Source organism: Runella rosea, assembly GCF_003325355.1.
GTDB lineage: Bacteria > Bacteroidota > Bacteroidia > Cytophagales > Spirosomataceae > Runella > Runella rosea.
This window is the reverse complement of the sequence record NZ_CP030850.1, coordinates 6,326,357-6,344,376: the sequence shown is the minus strand read 5'-3', so window position 1 is coordinate 6,344,376 and position 18,020 is coordinate 6,326,357. Positions and strand designations below refer to the sequence as shown.

12 protein-coding genes are annotated in these 18,020 nt (G+C 46.5%); 5 read left to right on the top strand and 7 right to left on the bottom strand.

Going from position 1 to position 18,020, the window contains the following annotated elements:
• Window positions 1–123 precede the first annotated feature (123 nt).
• The 3 genes from DR864_RS26015 to DR864_RS26005 all read right to left on the bottom strand — a co-directional run bounded on the left by DR864_RS26015 (window position 124) and on the right by DR864_RS26005 (window position 4,878).
• Complete coding sequence (locus DR864_RS26015) at window positions 124–885, bottom strand: MBL fold metallo-hydrolase (RefSeq protein WP_114069710.1); 762 nt, start codon at window positions 883–885, stop codon at window positions 124–126.
• Between the two features lie 77 nt (window positions 886–962).
• Entirely contained in the window at window positions 963–1,340 is a 378-nt protein-coding gene (locus tag DR864_RS26010; protein WP_013931087.1) for a response regulator, read from the bottom strand.
• A gap of 202 nt (window positions 1,341–1,542) precedes the next feature.
• A complete protein-coding gene (locus DR864_RS26005) occupies window positions 1,543–4,878 on the bottom strand; it encodes a TonB-dependent receptor (RefSeq protein ID WP_114069708.1) in 3,336 nt (1,111 codons plus the stop codon).
• A gap of 365 nt (window positions 4,879–5,243) precedes the next feature.
• Between DR864_RS26005 and rsmI the strand changes: the two genes are divergently transcribed.
• The 4 genes from rsmI (at window position 5,244) to DR864_RS25985 (ending at window position 10,142) form a co-directional block, all read left to right on the top strand.
• A complete protein-coding gene (gene rsmI, locus DR864_RS26000) occupies window positions 5,244–5,915 on the top strand; it encodes a 16S rRNA (cytidine(1402)-2'-O)-methyltransferase (protein ID WP_114069707.1) in 672 nt (223 codons plus the stop codon).
• Window positions 5,884–7,257, top strand: coding sequence for an Lnb N-terminal periplasmic domain-containing protein (locus DR864_RS25995; protein ID WP_162794137.1), 1,374 nt, complete (start codon window positions 5,884–5,886; stop codon window positions 7,255–7,257). Before rsmI ends, DR864_RS25995 begins: the two co-directional genes overlap by 32 nt.
• 29 nt (window positions 7,258–7,286) lie before the next feature.
• Window positions 7,287–8,135, top strand: a complete 849-nt coding sequence (locus DR864_RS25990) for an inositol monophosphatase family protein (RefSeq protein ID WP_114069705.1) — start codon at window positions 7,287–7,289, stop codon at window positions 8,133–8,135.
• A 246-nt stretch (window positions 8,136–8,381) separates the two neighbouring features.
• The gene (locus DR864_RS25985) at window positions 8,382–10,142 is read left to right on the top strand and encodes an SMP-30/gluconolactonase/LRE family protein (RefSeq protein ID WP_114069704.1); all 1,761 of its coding nucleotides are present in this window, start codon (window positions 8,382–8,384) and stop codon (window positions 10,140–10,142) included.
• 102 nt (window positions 10,143–10,244) lie between these two features.
• On the opposite strand, the gene DR864_RS25980 is transcribed toward DR864_RS25985, so the two are convergent.
• From DR864_RS25980 to DR864_RS25965, 4 genes are all read right to left on the bottom strand, one after another.
• Complete coding sequence (locus tag DR864_RS25980; protein ID WP_114069703.1) at window positions 10,245–12,413, bottom strand: c-type cytochrome domain-containing protein; 2,169 nt, start codon at window positions 12,411–12,413, stop codon at window positions 10,245–10,247.
• A gap of 78 nt (window positions 12,414–12,491) precedes the next feature.
• Window positions 12,492–13,946: a DUF1501 domain-containing protein gene (locus DR864_RS25975; RefSeq protein WP_114069702.1), complete on the bottom strand. Its 1,455-nt coding sequence runs from the start codon at window positions 13,944–13,946 to the stop codon at window positions 12,492–12,494.
• A 151-nt stretch (window positions 13,947–14,097) separates the two neighbouring features.
• Window positions 14,098–16,431, bottom strand: a complete 2,334-nt coding sequence (locus tag DR864_RS25970; RefSeq protein WP_114069701.1) for a PSD1 and planctomycete cytochrome C domain-containing protein — start codon at window positions 16,429–16,431, stop codon at window positions 14,098–14,100.
• Window positions 16,432–16,440: 9 nt separating this feature from the next.
• Complete coding sequence (locus DR864_RS25965; protein WP_114069700.1) at window positions 16,441–17,874, bottom strand: DUF1501 domain-containing protein; 1,434 nt, start codon at window positions 17,872–17,874, stop codon at window positions 16,441–16,443.
• Between DR864_RS25965 and DR864_RS30400 the strand changes: the two genes are divergently transcribed.
• Window positions 17,873–17,995: a hypothetical protein gene (locus tag DR864_RS30400; RefSeq protein WP_262510919.1), complete on the top strand. Its 123-nt coding sequence runs from the start codon at window positions 17,873–17,875 to the stop codon at window positions 17,993–17,995. The genes DR864_RS25965 and DR864_RS30400 overlap by 2 nt on opposite strands.
• Window positions 17,996–18,020 lie beyond the last annotated feature (25 nt).

The window sequence follows — 18,020 nt, the reverse complement described above, 5'->3', positions numbered from 1 at the left end:
AAAGGTAGCTGTTTAAATTTCAATTCCAAACGAAAAATGTGTAAAATTTTCAAACAATCTGCTTCTTCACTGATAATCAACTGGTTTCGGCTTAAAAAAAATTACACTTTTATTTAAGCTTTGCTACAATCTCAATTTTAGGCCATCGTACCCCAGTCGCACCGTGGGCGGAAGCTCCTTTTCCACGTCGCCGTGTTTACCCATTTTATGACTAAGGTGCGTAAAATAGGTCATTTTGGGTTGGAGCCTTTCCACCATGCCCAATGCCTGCTCCAGTGAATAGTGAGAAATATGTTGATCTCGCTGAAGGGCTCCCAGCACCAGCACATCCAATCCTTTCAGCTTGTGTTGTTCAGACTCCGATATGTGATTTACGTCGGTCACGTATGCGAAGTTGTTTACCCGAAAGCCAAAAACGGGGAGTTTGTGGTGGAGCACGTCAATGGGGATAAAAGTGACGCCTTTGACCTCAAAAGGGGTATTGCTAATTTCGTGAAGTTGCAGGCGGGGAATGCCCGGATAACGGTGCTCGGCAAAAACGTATTCAAATTCGCGGTGAATTTGCTCAAGTACTTCCGCACGTCCATAAACGGGCATATCGCGCTGCTGAAGGAAATTAAACGCACGGACGTCGTCCAGCCCTGCGGTGTGGTCTTTGTGCTGATGCGTGAAGATTACGGCATCCAATTGACTGATTCCTTCCCGCAACATCTGTTGACGAAAGTCTGGGCCAGTATCAACGACAAAGTGATGGCCGTTTACTGCCAAGTGTATCGAAACCCGCAGCCGTTTGTCGCGGTAGTCCAACGAGCGACATACATCGCAGCTACAGCCAATCAACGGTATGCCCGAAGAAGTTCCGGTACCTAGGAGTGTGACAATCATTTTTAAGAAGTGAGGAGCGAGAAGTCAGGAGCGAGTGATGTTTTTTCATTCTCGCTTCTCACTTCTCGCTTCCGCTATTACTCTTCCGTTAATTCATTTACAATCTCCACGAGGCGGTCAAAGTTGAGTGGTTTTACCAGCACATCGTTGAAGCCTGCGGCCTTAAATTCTTCTTCCGAGTAGTTTTTGGCATTGCCCGTGATGGCCACGACTGGCAAGTTTGATTTTTTCTTATCGCCGAGCGCTCGGATGGCTTTTACGCACTCCATGCCGTCCATGATGGGCATGTTGATGTCGAGCAAAACGATGTCAAAATCTTCTTTGTCTACAATTTGCATTACTTGCTCACCGTTTTTGACGGCTGTAATTTCATAATTTTGAAATTCCAAAATCTTACGGGCTAAGTTTTGGATTACGGAACTATCCTCAGCGATGAGAACGCGCTTTTGCGACATAATGTATTAAGTTTTGGTGGTTTACTGTTTTCCCTGCAAAAGAACAAAGAAAAGCGACACTAAGAAACAGAAAAATTAGAAACAGAAAAACTGAAAAATTTAAAAGGGAGCTTTTTTTTTATTATCTGACGAATTTGGCTCTTTTTCACAAAAAATCCCACGTTTTAGGCGTGGGACTTTTGGGTGATAAAAACGGCAAATGCTAGTTGAATATGTAGCGAATACCGAACTGACCTTGCCATACGTTGTTTACGTTGATGCTCTTTACAAATGCATCACGCAACAAGATAGTTTCTCCATTTACAGATTGCGTAGCCATACGATACGTTGGAACGCCCGCTGCGCTGATAGATGCCATTGTCAATGGGTTGGTGGTAGTAGTTGTTTCAGCTACACCCCAGGCATTGTTAATGAGGTTACCTACGTTCAAGACGTCAAAACGTAGACGGATGATATTTTTCTTTCCTTTTGCACCTACCGATACATAAAAATCTTGTTCTACAGTAAAGTCAAAACGAGTCAGCCAAGGCACTTCGGCACCGTTACGTTCTGCATATTGACCGCGACGTGATTTCAAATAAGGATCGTTTTCGATGTAAGCATCAAACGCCGCCGCCTGTTGGTCAGGAGTGAAGGTTTTTCCGCCCGCAGTCAAAGTAGCAAATGTTAAGTCAGACCCTTTGTTTGGTACAAAGATAAGGTCGTTGTTCTGACCGTCGCCGTTGATGTCACTTCCTGAAGTATACGAGATTTTAAATCCGCTGTTGGAAACCATACCCAAAGTAAACATGGTAGAACCACCCAATTTACCGCCGTAGTTCAAACGATAGTTGAGGTATCCTACAAAACGGTGACGCAAGTCGTTGTCAGACCATGATGGAGTCAAGAAGTTTTGACCCGCAACCGTTGGAATGTTGGCCAATACCGTACTCGCTACCGATTGAATATCTTTCGCTAATGAGTAGGTATATCCTAGCATACCGCTCAAGCCTTTGGTTGCTGTTTTTTCCAATTTAGCCGTGAAAGAGTACGAGTAACCTTCTTTTGTATTGGTCAGGATAAACGCGTTGGTGTTTGCGGAGTTGATAAAACGGGCAGGGTTAACGGCTGCTCCTGATAAACCCGAACCAGGGAAACGGCCACGCGTATCTGGACCGCTCAAAGTTCTGTTTGGACCATTTAAGTTCCCATCAATGTAGCGAAGCGCCTGAATATTCTTGTTATAGATACCTTCCAATGTTCCGATCAATCCCCAAGGCAATTTTTGGTCAATCGCCAAGTTAGACTTCCAAATGACGGGGTTTTTCAATCCATCTACTGAGGCATTGATTACGTAAGCTGGCAGTTTAGTGATGTCCGTTGTAGCAGGCTTGTAGCGGGTAGGATCCAACGTAAAGGGATAGGCAGTGGTATTGGTAAAGTTCAACACTGCGGTGTTTACCCCGTTGTTACCCAATTGGTTTGACACCAATACTTGCGGAATACGCGATACAAAGATACCCGTTCCACCTCTGATTTGGGTCGTTCTGTCACCTTTCACATCCAAGTTAAAACCGATACGAGGAGAGACCAAAAGTTTGTTGCTTGGAAATGTACCCGTGCTTACTTTTAAGTCTTTACCGTTTTCATCTTTGTACGTCAAATCAGCAACAACAGGGTTGTTGAAGTCCTTGGCTAAATCATCATTGTAATCAAACATGTCAAAACGAACACCGCCTGTAAGTTTGAATTTATCATTTACCTGAAACTCATCCTGTACATAAGCCGTGTAGGTCGATTGCTTCAAGGTCTGCAAAGGCTCAGCTCCGTTTGGCAACAACGAATAGCGGTAGTTGAAACGAGGCATTGTTACTGGTGAAACCGTCAAATTTGGATTGGCTTTATAAGCCAACAAAGCCGTTTTGAAATCGTCGATTGAATTGAAAACATAAACTCCGTTTGAAGATGGGAAGAATACGTTGTTTGACGTAAAGTGCTCATAGGCTAAACCCAGCGTCAATGTATGTTTACCCGCAAAGTAGCTCAAGTTATTGGTAAAGTTTAACGTTGAGTAGTTCAGCTTGTTGTTGGGCGTAAAAGGGTCAAAACCCGTAGAAGTGTACGTGCTTCCGTCCTTCAAAATGTCAATCGTTGGGAAGATTTCATTCTTGTACTGACGATCTTCATTTTGCTTGTTATAGGTAGCGATGAAGTTATTGGCAAATTTACCGCCAAAGTTAGAGTTCAATTCAGCAACCAAAGAACGAGTGTTATCAGCAATCAGGTAACCCGTATTTTCGGGCGAAAGTGCCAACGAAGAGTTGGTACGGTTACCGTTTCCTGCGGTGTTGCTACTGTTACTATTGCTGATGATGGCTCCCGACTGTGAATTATGGTGCGAGTAGCGCAACGTCAACTTGTGGTTGTTATTGATGTTGTAATCGAGACGAACCAATCCTTTGGTACTTTTAACTTCATTATTAAAGTTGTCGATAGCCCCTGATTCATAATTGAAGTTGGTCTTCATAAAGTTGGCAATATCGGTCAAGTCATCGTAAGTAACGCGAGAAACGTTACCAGCAGCGCCCGCACGAGCCGCCACCCAGGTAGTAGCTGGTGTAGAGCTAGTAAAGTTTTCGAAGTTGGCAAAAATGAACAACTTATCTTTAATGATTGGCGCACCCACGCGGAAACCAAATGTTTTCTCGTTGATATTCACCGTTGGCAAATCTCTTCCGTCCGCTTTTTTACCGACTAAGTCGCTGCCTCTTGTAAGATAGTAGGCCGAACCCGTCACTTCGTTTGTTCCTGAGCGAGTAACGGCGTTGATACCAGCACCCGCAAAGCCTGATTGACGTACGTCGAAAGGTGCAATGTTGATTTGTACCTGCTCAATCGCATCCAACGATACGGCGGTAGTTCCAGTACGTCCACCAGCCTGAGCCGAAGAACCCAATCCAAAACCGTTATTAAACACCGCACCGTCGATGGTAAAGTTGTTGAGACGGCTATCCTGACCCGCAAATGAGCGGCCGTTGCTGTACGCATTGTACTTGGTGATGTCATCAATGGTACGACCGATAGTAGGCAAGCTGTTTACGGCGTTGAGGCCCAATGTAGTAGCCGCCCCCGTGCGTCCTGAAGAGAAAATATCCGAACGACCGCTGGTTACCACAATTTCCTGAATCTCTTTTCCATCTTCAACCAACGAGAAGTTAGCATCAGACGAGGCACCTAAGTTGGCAGAAATGTCTTCTTTAGATTGTTCTTTAAAGCCAACAAAAGTAACCGTAACTTTGTAGGGTCCACCTACCCGAACAGAAGGTAAAACGTAACGTCCTTTTTCGTTGGTAACGGTCCCGTATTTTGTTCCAGAAGGTAAGTGAGTAGCTACGATGGTAGCGCCCGGAAGCTCTGCTCCTTTATCATCTTTTACAATACCCCGAATTGAAGAAGCGGTAACTTGGGCTTGTGCCGCCGGTAAAACCATAAAGAGAGAAGCAACGACTGCGAAAAGTGCAATTATTACCCTCTTCCTTTGTAAATGTTTAACATTCATAAATTTGGGAATTTTGGTTAGAATTGTGTTTGGTAAAATCAGTTGGTTGATGTCAAAAATCGCTGCAAAGAAACAAGAAAATTATGGGACAAACAAAAGCACTTTGGAAAGAAAATAGTACGTTAGCAGACCTAAATACCTGATTTATTGGAATAATACATTTTTTTATCGTTTTTTTTCCAAATCCATTGGTTAAATAATTGTTAACAACATTTTTGCCCCTATTTTGACCTCAAAATGGCTTTTTTGTCACAGAAATGCAAAACATAAAGCCAAGTGTAAACCAATAAAACATATTTGTTAACACCTTGAAATCGTACAAATTGCCCTAATTCAATAAATGACGTCATAAATTAACATATACAGTGAATCCAAAACTTTATCTGGTCCCTACGCCCATCGGCAACTTAGAAGATATAACTCTGCGCGCCATCAATATGTTGAAAAGTGTAGACGTTATTTTGGCCGAAGACACCCGCACGTCGGGGCATTTGCTCAAACATTTGGGTATCAGCAAACCCTTGCAGAGCTACCATATCCATAATGAGCACCAAACCGTGCAGCGGATCATTCAACGCATTCTGAAAGGTGAAACCATGGCCCTGATTTCGGATGCGGGTACGCCAGCGGTATCTGACCCCGGTTTTTTGCTGGTACGAGAATGCCTCAAAAACGGCATCGACATCGAATGTCTGCCCGGACCTACGGCGTTTGTACCCGCCTTGGTTAATTCAGGACTGCCCACCGACCGCTTTACTTTTGAAGGTTTTTTGCCTCACAAAAAAGGCCGCCAAACGCGCCTCACTGAACTAAAAGAAGAAGAGCGCACGATGATTTTTTACGAATCGCCACACCGCCTGCTCAAATCACTCCAACAGTTTGTGGAGTACTTCGGTGCCGACCGTCAGGCTTCGGTTTCAAGGGAATTAACAAAACTTTATGAAGAAACCATCCGTGGGACTTTAACAGAAATTATTGCTTATTTTGCCGAAAAAACAATCAAAGGTGAAATCGTTATCGTTGTTGCAGGGAAATAGTTTCTCAATTTACAGTCGGCAGTTGGCAGTTGGCCGCGAGCGTCGTTCCACTCCACTGTACGCAGTCCTCAGTTCACAGTTTATATTGGGCAGTTCGGAGTACACAGTTGACAGTCTACGACCCTCAGTGCCTACTGTACTACAGACCGCCGTGCGACGGACCGCCGTGTACCGCCTACTGCTCACTGCCTACTGCCTACTGTTTACTGCTTACTCCCTCTTTGCCCAATCCCTGAGCCCAGACGCCAAGGTAAGTCTCATCACGGTCTCTCCAGGAGCAGAATTATACAGCAGCTTTGGCCATAATGCGCTTTGGGTTTCTGACCCTATGCAAGGCATTGATAAAGTCTATAATTATGGCACTTTTGATTTTAGAACCGAGGGATTTTATATCAAGTTTATGCGCGGTACCCTCCCCTATCAGTTGTCGGTTTCGCCGATGTATTACACGATGTATGGCGCGCAAGCCGAAAATCGCAGCGTGACAGAACAGGTATTGAATCTTTCGCAAAACCAAAAACAGAAACTGTACGATTACTTGGAGAACAATTATCTGCCCCAAAATCGACAGTACGCCTACAAGTTCTTTTACGACAACTGTGCGACGCGCCTGCGGGATGCGCTAAAAGCCGCCTGCGGGGATAGTTTGGTTTTCAGCCGTAACACTATTGAAAAAGAGGGTATGCTAAAAAGCTTTCGGTGGTGGATGAACAAGTATTTAGGGGAAAAACCTTGGGCAAAGTTTGGAATGAATCTCGCAATTGGTCTACCTTCCGATAGAAAAGCACTCGTTCAAGAAGAAATGTACTTGCCTGATAATTTGAAACTGCACTTAGAATTAGCCACCATTGGCGGACAAAAAGCTGTATTGGAATATAAAAGTTTATTCACCAAGTTGCAGAAAGAAGCGAATTCCAACACATGGGAGATGCTTTACAGTCCAATAACAATCTTCGCTCTTTTGGGAATTTTAATCCTTCTTTTTACCAACCTACAACAAAAAAAACCAAAGGTAACCTTCCTATTTGACAAGATTTTCTTTGGCCTTATCGGTTTAGCTGGTTGGATTTTATTGCTACTATGGATTGCTACTGACCACGGAGTAACCGCTTGGAACGTAAACTTGCTGTGGGTATTTCCGTTTCATTTGCCACTTATCTTTTTCCTCAAACATCCCATAGGAAAAAAGTTTGTTACGATAAGTCTAATTGCTGCTATCCTTGCAGTTGTTTTTTCAGTCCTCGACAATTTTCTAGTGGGAGATTCCGCTATCCCTTCGGGCGCAAGCGTTTTCATTATAAGTCTCATTGCACGCCTCAACTTTCTCCGCAAACGCGTTTAAGCCATGCCAATTTATCAATTATAAATACCATGAATCTCGAAAATATCACCCACCAAACCATAGAAATTGTCCGCGAAGCGGGAGCTTTTATCAAACACGAAGCCGCCAAGTTTGACCGTTCGCTGACCGAGTACAAGGCCGCCAACAACCTGGTGTCGTACGTGGACAAAGAAACTGAAAAGCTGTTGGTGACGGGCCTACGCCACATCCTGCCCGAAGCGGGTTTTATCACCGAAGAAGGCACCGCTGGCGAAGAATCCAATCCCGACGAACTGTATTGGATCATTGACCCGCTCGATGGCACGGCCAATTTCATCCATAGCTTGCCCGTGTATTGCGTTAGTGTGGGACTGGTCAAGAATAAAATACCCATTGCAGGCGTCATTTATCACTTAGGTACCGAAGAGCTATTTTACGGCTGGCAAGGCGGCGGCGCGTGGACCGTCAGCTTACGCTATATGCTTGGCGGATTACCGTTAGACAGTGCTTTTCTTCAGGGAGCAACCCGCCTGAAAGTTTCGGCAGCCACTACCCTCAGCGACAGTTTGTTGGCAACGGGGTTTCCGTATTATAAATTTGAAAAACAGGACCGATACCTCAAAGTACTAGAAACGCTCATGCAAAGTTGCCACGGACTACGCCGTATGGGCGCGGCAGCCATCGACTTAGCCTACGTAGCAGCGGGTCGTTTTGAGGCCTTTTATGAGTACAATCTCAACTCTTGGGACATGGCCGCTGGTGCGCTCCTCATATTGGAAGCAGGCGGTCAAATCACTGATTTTTCGGGTGGTCAGGATTGGCTCTTTGGCGGTGATGTCATTGCGGGTTGTGCGGCTCAGACAGAACTATTGGAAGTGATTAAGCATCATTGGGAATAACGGTTTTAGACTTTCCCCGACTGGGCGTCCCCGACTGGGCGTCCCCGACTGGGCGTCCCCGACTGGGCGTCCCCGACTGGGCGTCCCCGACTGGGCGTCCCCGACTGGGCGTCCCCGACTAGGCGTCCCCGATTTAAAAATTTGGAAAGTCTCCGCATTTTAGCGCTTTTATACATTTTCAAATTTTAGAAAGGTAATTACAAGCAATACAGGGCTTTAAAGAGACAACTATCAATCGTTATCTCCATGAAGCCCTTCCTCTCTTATACCCTTTTTGCTTTTCTCCTTCTTCCTTATTTTCTTTTTGCCCAAACACCCGAAGAATACCCTGTCCATCCAGATGCTCAGGTAAAAGAGGGTGTTCCAAAAGGAGAAGTTCTCAAATTTACCTTTGAGAATTCCAAGATTTTCCCAGGTACGTGGCGCGAATATTGGGTCTATGTACCAGCCCAATATGATGCCTCCCAACCCGCTTGCGTGTACGTAAATCAGGATGGCGTGCAATGGCAGGCGCCTGCCGTATTTGACAATTTAATTCATCAAAAAGAAATGCCCGTCACCATTGGCGTGTTTGTCATGCACGGACGCGTAAAAACGGCCAAACCCGACGAAGCCCTCGACCGCTTCAATCGCAGTTTTGAATATGATGGCTTGGGAGATAATTACGCCCGTTTTTTGTTGGAGGAACTTCTGCCTGATGTCGAGACTAAAAAGACCACCAATGGGCGCGCGATTCGGCTTTCCAAAAACGGCAACGACCGCGCCATTGGCGGCTCCAGCAGCGGGGCAGTGTGTGCCTTTACGGCGGCATGGGAACGCCCCGATGCCTTTAGCCGCGTTTTTAGCGCGATTGGAACGTACGTAGGCTTGCGTGGTGCTGACCGCTACCATACACTTCTACGCAAATACGAACCTAAACCTTTACGCATTTTTTTGCAGGATGGCATAAACGACAACAATATCTACGCAGGTGATTGGTGGATGGCCAACCAAACAATAGAGCGCGCACTACAATTTTCTGGCTATGAGGTAGCGCACGTTTGGGGTGAAGGGGCGCACAATGGCAAACATGGAACCGCCATTTTTCCCGATGCCATGCGGTATTTGTGGAAAGATTGGCCACTGCCTGTTAAAACGGGCGCGACCAAAAACCCAATGCTCAACGACATTCTGTTGCCAAACGAAGGCTGGAAGCTCGTGGGCGACGGCTACCGATTTTCGGAAGGCCCTGCATCAAATTCAAAGGGGGAAGTATTTTTCGATGACGGTCCCGCAGGAAACATCTGGAAAGTAAATTTGGACGGAAAAGTGAATCTATTCGCCGAAAACTCCGGTAATGTATATGGTCAGGCCTTTGCGCCAAACGGTGACCTTTACGCCACGGCCATGACGGCCAAAAAGACAAACATTTACAGCTCCGACGGAAAATTCAGAACCCTTACTGAGGGTTTTGCGGGAAATGACATCGTCGTGGCCAACAACGGTAACGCCTACGTGACCAATCCATCTACCGACGCCAATCTACTGAGCAAGGTTTGGTTGATTCGTCCCAATGGTGAAAAAGTAGAAGTAGACAACGGGCTTCGCTTTGCCAACGGTGTGACGCTTTCGCCCGACCAAACGCTGCTTTACGTGGCTGATATGCGTTCGCATTGGGTGTACAGTTATTCCATTCTACCCGATGGAACGCTGGCCAACAAGCAAAAATATTACTGGATTCATGCGCCCGATACCGCCGACGACACACAGGCCGACGGACTTAAAACTGACCGCGACGGGCGGCTTTACGTGGCTACACGCATGGGTATTCAGGTGTGCGACCAAGCGGGGCGCGTGAATGCCATTATTCCAACCCCCAACGGAAAAGTATCAAATATTTGCTTTGGCGGTGAAAACTTTGACATTCTCTTTGCCACTTGCGGCGATAAAGTCTACAAACGAAAAGTGAAGGTAAAAGGGGCCAATGCGTGGGACAAACCCAATAAACCTACCGCGCCGAGGTTATAATTCATTACCCAATCACGCAAACAAATTTAAACCGCAAAGAATACACGTATTTTGCTCTGTATTCTTTGCGGTTATTCTACATTCTGATTCAATAGACAGCCCCTAATTGAATAACATTTCGTCGACCAACAATAAAGCAGGTTTTCCCTTGCCTCCGTGCCATTCGGGCATTTTCGACAATGGCTTGGCCACAATTTTCAGGTAAGAGACGGTTTGCGGTTTAAACTTCCCTCCCACTGCTTGCAATAAGTGCGTCCGGTACTTGGTCGGAATAGACGGTTTGATTACCGCGATTTTCTTCAGTTGGTCGGGCGAACTTCCACCCCATACTTCAATGGCTTCTGGCGGAAAAATCCCCGTTTCGGTTTCTTCCATGATGCGCAATTCTACTGACGAAAGCAGGATGGGCTTTTTAAACTCAGCCATCAACGCCAAATCATTGTTTCTTACCCCTGCCCAATTGTTGGCCCACGCGGGGCTATTGGCGTTGAAAGTGCCTAATTTTTCGTCAAAAAAGGACTTAGCACCCTCTGCTTGGTGGACGCGGTTGAGTGGCAACAGCAAACGTACGCTATCAGGCACGTAGGTTCTTTTGAAAAAGTCGAACGCTACTTCATCGCTCCCAAACCAGCCTTCTTTGTAAGCCTTGGCCCGAATGTTAGTACTTGCCTTAATGACCGTTTGGTTCGTAAAAAGGGCAGATTTTACGCTATCGGGTTCTGTTCCATCCGTCGTAAAGCGAATCTGAACTCCTTTGACGGGGTGGGCCAACTGAACCAATACGGGTTCATTAAAAACGGTGGATTTATTTTTGACCTGCGGCGGGTTCAACTTAATCGGATTTTTGCCATCGTCTTTAAAGCCCTCAATGAACCGTATACGCGGATGGGATTTTTGCAGTTGTCGAACCTCCTCAATTGTCACGCCTGTATTCCAGACCACGAGGGTATTGAGGTTTTTAAAATTCGGAATAACGGCCTGCAAATCCTTCACCGTTACTTTTGTCCCCGAAATCGACAGGTTTTTGAGTTGTTTCAAAGAAGTTAACTCTTTCAGGCCCTTACCTGTAATATCCGTAAAGTTCAAATCTAGTTTTTGCAGATTTTCAAAGGCGGTGATTTGAGAAATATCCGCATCTTTGACGGGCATTTTGGCCAGATTCAAAAACACCACCTGTTCTTTTATCTCCTTCAACTCCTTGATTTTCTCGGCAGTGAAGGCGGTTTTGTTAAAGAAATTAACCGCTAATGCTGGCGATTCACGCGCCAGTGGAGCAATGCTCCGAAACTCCGTTGTCAGCTTTTGAATCGTTTCTTCATCCGCCGCCGAAAAATCAAAATTTTCTTCTTCTCGCTCAACGGGCGACAAAAACGTACTGGCAATGAGTCTTAGTGAATCATTGAGGGGAAAATCAATCACTTTCTTCGTAAAATCAGCTTTGGCCTTTATCCACAACGTCAGAAGCGCAATTTCCTGCGGATTCAGCTGCGACTTACCTATCGGCGGCATGTGCTTTTTATCTTCCGAGGGTAAGTGAATACGCTGCAACAATAGGCTGATTTCGGGTTGACCCGCCACAAACAATTTCCCCGTTTTCCCGCCTTTCAGGATAGACTTGGCATCGGTAAGCATCAGCTCTCCTTTGAGTTTGTCAGGATTATGGCAACTAACGCATTTCTGTTCAAAAATAGGCTGAATAACGTCATTAAAGACGATGGCCTCTTCCAACGGAACAGGTGCAGATTTGAGCATCGGGCCCGTGATAAAATTGTCGCCGTGGGTCAAAACCGAGCCATAATGCCCCGCCAAAACCACGCATAAAGTTGTAATCACTGCCAAGCCTTTGGCCAAGGGGGCTTGGTACCACGCCATGGTTCGGCACCAATAGCCAATAGCGGCCAGAAAAAAAACTGCAATGCCTGTCCATTTATGCCACGGCAAGGTCTCTCCTTCGTAGCCCGTTTCTTTGGACAAAAATATCCCCATAATGACCGTAACGGCCGCCGACAAAGCCCCAATTAGCCAAAAATTGGTTAAAAAGGTACGATAAAAGGTATTGGCGGTATTGGCGGGGTTGAATCGAAAAAATTCCATCCCCAACGCTAAAAGCAAGAGTACAATCGGAAAATGAAGAAAAAGCGGGTGCATTCTTCCGGCGGGTTGTAGCCAAACAGGCACCACCAATTTGCTCTCAAAAAGCAATAAAAAAAGGATAAAAATCGTGGAAACGATTAAGGCCTGCTCGGCTATGTCTTTGAACTTTCTATTCATCTAATCCTAAAATCTACAAGTCGCCACGAGGGTATGCTTCGAAGCCGTTGTTGGTGAAAAAACACAACAACCTAATTCTCAACTAATAATATCACGCACTACTTTTCCTGATACGTCGGTCAGACGATAACGACGGCCTAAGTGTTTAAAAATCAGCTTTTCATGATTTAAGCCCAACAAATGCAAAACGGTGGCCTGAAAATCATGCACATGGACAGGGTTTCGACTGACGTTATAGCCTACTTCATCGGTATCGCCATAAACCATACCCGGCTTGATGCCCCCGCCTGCCATCCAGATGGTAAAGCAGCGCGGATGGTGGTCGCGACCGTAATTGTCGGCGGTCAGTTTTCCTTGGCTGTAACTCGTACGGCCAAATTCTCCTCCCCAAATGACCAGTGTTTCATCCAACAAACCGCGTTGTTTTAAATCTGTTACCAACGCCGCCGACGCTTGGTCAACGTCTTTGGCCTGACTGGTGATTTCAAACGGAAGGTTGCCGTGTTGGTCCCAGCCCTGGTGGTACAATTGCACAAATCGAACTCCGTTTTCAGAAAGTTTACGCGCCAACAGGCAGTTAGCAGCGTAAGTGCCTGGCACCAAACAATCGGGGCCATATAGTTTTACGATATCATCAGGCTCTTTTGACAAATCCATCACCTCTGGCACGGCCGTTTGCATTCGATACGCCATTTCGTATTGCTTCACTTTGGCGGCAATTTCGGGGTCACCAAATTCACTGTACGAAAGCTGATTCAGCTCAGATAAATTGTCTAACATCTCGCGACGGGCAGCGCGGTCCATGCCTTCCGGATCGCGCAGGTACAGTACGGGGTCTTCGCCTTTGCTAAACTGTACGCCCTGATGAATGGAATCCAAAAAACCATTGGACCAAAGTTTGGAATAAACGCCCTGACCGTTGCCGATGCCGCGCGACAGCAACACCGTAAAATCCGGCAGGTTTTTGTTTTCATTTCCTAACCCGTAACTCAGCCACGCACCCATGCTGGGGCGATTGCCTTGTTGGGAGCCCGTTTGGAAAAAAGTGAGGGCGGGGTCGTGGTTGATGGCCTCGGTGTACATGGATTTTACGATACACAAATCATCCACGATTTTTGATGTATAGGGCATCAAATCGCTCACCCAAGCGCCCGATTGGCCGTATTGTTTAAAATCCACAAACGAAGCCGCCAACGGAAACGACGCCTGATTGGCCGTCATGCCCGTGAGTCGCTGCATACCACGCACCGAAGGCGGCAGCTCTTGCCCCACCATTTCGCAGAGTTTGGGTTTGTAATCAAACGTTTCAAACTGCGAAGGAGCGCCATTTTGGAATAAATAAATGACGCGTTTGGCCTTAGGAGCAAAATGAGGAATACCTGGCACAAAGCCAGCCTCGTCTACCTCGCCACCATTAAGTAAATTGGGTATCATCAATGACCCCAACGCCACGCTTCCCAATCCCAAACTCATCGTGGACAGGAAACGACGTCGGTTAAAGGTCAGACCGTGTTCTAAAAATTCTTTTTCCATAGTCCCTACCCGCTGCGGCGGGCCGCCCCCATGGGGGAATTTAGTGTTTTTGATGTATCTGCTAATAAACTCTATTTATTAGTAGTTAAAGTTCCTACTTACTTCGTACCTCTTATTTCTCACTTCTGCTTTCTCGCTCCAGGTTACTGACCTATGACTTTGTAATCGTTTCTTCCAAGTTGTAAATCGTATTGACAATGCGCATCAACGCCGCCAGTTGGGTCTTATCTACTTGGGCAGGAATGGGATATTCGCCCACGGCCAGCAATTTTTCAGCACTCGGCTTCGTGATTTTTTTAAGCTCCTTGTCGTAATAAGCCGCCAATATCGACACTTCTTTTTCACTGGGTTTGCGGCTCACAATGAGTCGAAAAGCCTTCGTAATTTTATCTTGCGTGGAGCTTTTTTCTTGCAATAACTTTGCGGCCAATACCCGCGAGGCTTCTAGTACCGTCGGGTCGTTCATCATGACCAATGCCTGCAACGGCGTATTGGTTTTCAGGCGCTTAACTTCACAAAGATCACGGTTGCTGGCATCAAAAATACTCATAGCGGGTGGCGGAACCGTTCGCTTAATCAACGTATACATGCCGCGACGATACAGGCTTTCGCCGTGGTCTTGGACGTACATAGAGAGCAATCCTCGGCCCGACGTAGCCCCTTCCCACAATCCAGCAGGTTGGTACGGTTTAACGCTTGGGCCACCAATTTTGGGAACCAATAATCCACTACTTGAAAGAACTACATCACGTACAAATTCGGCGTGAATTCGGTAACGCGGTGCCCGGGCCAAGAAAATATTGTCAGGGTCGGTGGCCAGTTTTTCGGGTGTCACAACTGCCGACTGACGGTACGTAGCCGACATCACCATTTGTTTGACCAGGCGTTTGATATTCCAACCATGTTCCATAAAATCGACCGCCAACCAATCGAGCAATTCGGGATGGCTGGGCAATTCGCCCTGCATTCCAAAATCGCCGGAGGTTTTGACGATTCCTTTGCCAAAAAACTCCTGCCATACCTGATTCACAAACACCCGCGCTGTGAGTGGGTTTTGCTTATCAACCAGCCACTTAGCCAAACCAAGTCGATTTTTGGGATAGGATTTATTGAACGGCAGAATAAAATTAGGGGTATTGGGTTGGACTTCATCGCCCGGCGCATCGTACGCCCCGCGACGGAGAATGTGGGTTTTGCGCATCGTGTCCAAATCGCTCATCACCGATACAATTAGGCGGTTGGTATCGGGCTTATTGATAAACGTCAGAATGTTTTTTACGTCGTCGTTGCTGATTTCCATCAACGGTTTTTTGGCGTAAGTTTCGGGGCCTCCAATCACCGACTCAATTCCCACTTCTTTGACATTGTTAAAAAACGCAAAAAGTTGGTAGTATTCTTTCTGGGAAAAAGGATCATATTTATGGTCGTGGCAATGGGCGCATTCGAGCGTCATGCCCAAAAATGCCTTACCAAACAAGTCATTCCTATCAGTGACGTAACCGATGCGGTATTCTTCGGGAATAACACCACCCTCTTCCGTAATTTTGTGATTTCGGTTAAAGCCCGTCGCCAACAATTGCTGTTTGTAAAGCGCCTCATTATCGCGATTGGGGAGCAAATCACCCGCCAATTGCCACGTCACAAATTGGTCGTACGGCATGTTAGTGTTCAGGGCATGAATCACCCAATCTCGCCACGGCCACTGCGTGCGGTAGCCATCGTCCTGATAGCCGTGTGAATCGGCATAACGGGCCAAATCCAGCCAATAAACCGCCATTTTTTCACCATAAGCGGGATTTTTTAGCAATTCATCCACTGCTTTTTCGTAGGCTTTCGGGCTTTTATCGGCCAGAAAACTGTCCATCATTTTCAGGGTAGGCGGTAGCCCTACCAAATCAAGGCTGAGGCGCTTCAACAGGCGTTCTTTATCGGCTTCCTCGTTGGGACTAAACCCTTTTTGCTCCTGTTTATGCAGAATAAAATAATCAATCTCATTTTTGGGCCAATCCTCCTTTTTTACTTCAGGAAGTGCTGGTTTTTTGGGTGCCACAAACGCCCAGTGTTTCTCGTACTTAGCCCCTTGTTTTATCCATTTTTCGATGAGCGCGATTTCGTGCGACGACAGCTTGAGATTGGACGCGGGCGGCGGCATCAGCTTGGCGGTATCTTTGGTCGTTATGCGCAAGAAAACCTCCGAAAGTTGCGGTTCGCCCGCCACAATAGCATGGGCCGACGGATGCTCTTTCAGGGCTTGAAAGGCACTTTCTGGGTCGTCGAGCCGAAGGCCCGCTTGCCTTTTATTGGCATCAGGCCCGTGACAGGTCAGACATTTATCCGAAAGAATGGGGCGAATGTCAAAATTATAGCTGACCCGGTCAGGAATATGCTCCTGCGTAGCCCGGGTCGTTGAGCTATTGGTACACGACAGCAAATACCCACCAATTACTGCCGAAATACCTATACCAAAAAAGAAAATCTTTCTCATTGTGAATCGTTAAGCCAATAAATCCATCACGGCTTTCCCTTTACCGTCGGGTGTTGTATAAAAGGGTCTTTTTTCGATTTCATACTGAGTATCAGGCGGAATCCCCAACGCATGATAAATGGTTTGATGAATACCGTCAATCTTTACAGGATTTTCAATGGTCTTGCACGGACGCTCGTCGGCCGTTTTTCCATATACAAACCCCTTCTTGATTCCTCCACCAAACATCAGCATGGAACAGCCATCCGTAAAGTGGCGGTGCATTCCGTAAAATTTGATATCGTCCAAAATCTCAGGTTGTTTTACCTGCTCCTGTACCTTAGCTTCGGGGCGGCCCTCTACCATCATATCGCGACTGAATTCACTGGCGAGGACAATCAAGGTGCGGTCGAGATGCCCTGATTTATCCAAATCCTTCACAAGTTGTGCAATAGGCCCGTCAATCTGCTTTTTCATATCCACCAAGCGCGTATGGCCATTTTCGTGCGTATCCCAGCCAAAGAAAGGTTCATATTCAGTGGTCACGCTGATAAAACGGGCACCTTGCTCGGTCAATCTTTTGGCCAACAAACAGCCTAAACCAAAGCGACCTGTATTATAAATATCGTAGCTTTCTTTCGGCTCCGTGGTTAAATTAAACGCCTTAGCTTCGGGCGAATTGAGGAGCATATAGGCCTGCTCCATTGAGCGTTTCAGCGATTCTTTTTGGTAATCACTGCCAAACTCACCCACGGGGCTGTTGCTAATTAGATCATTGTACAATTGATTCCGGCGTTCAAAGCGTTTGGCATCCATTCCAACGGGCGGACGCACACTTTCTAGCCCCTGACTAGGGTCGGGGATGAAAAACGGGCCAAACTCATTGCCTAAAAATCCTGCCGTGTGAAAGGCTTTCAGCTCTTCGGCTTCTCCTACGGTAAACCGCTGACCGATGTCAATAAAAGCGGGAATAACGGGGTTTTTGGGGCCTAATTCTTTGGCAATCCACGCCCCCATGTGGGGCGCAGCCACCGTTTGGGGCGGCTCATAACACGTATGCCAGTGGTACTGATGGCGTGAATGTAAAATATGGCCCATATCTGCCGCCACATACGACCGTATGAGCGTTCCTTTATCCATCACCTTACCGATAGATTGCAGCCCTTCGGAGAAATTGATCCCATCCAAAACAGTAGGGATTGGTTTAAATGTACTCAGTACCCGGTTCCCTTCCATTCCTTTTTCAAAAGCCGTATATCGCTTGGGGTCAAAGGTTTCGGTATGGGCCATTCCGCCCGCCATCCACAGCAAAATCACCGTATCGGCGGTCCCATCCGTCTGCCCTACGAGTTTACTTTTACAGCTAGACAACAGACTTGGCATCGGAGCACTTGCGGCCAAAGCGGCCAAGGTTGCGGCACTGGTTTTTTGAAGAAATTCTCTTCTATTCCATCTATTTTTCATGATAAACATTGCGGTTTATACAAAATTCTACAAAGATTACGCCCCCGCTGGGGCTTTTTTGATTCTTCGCCATTGGCGAGATTTTTGGCCTTTGGTGGTGTTTTCACCGCCAATCCTGTAAGGGATGCACACTCACTGTTTTTTTA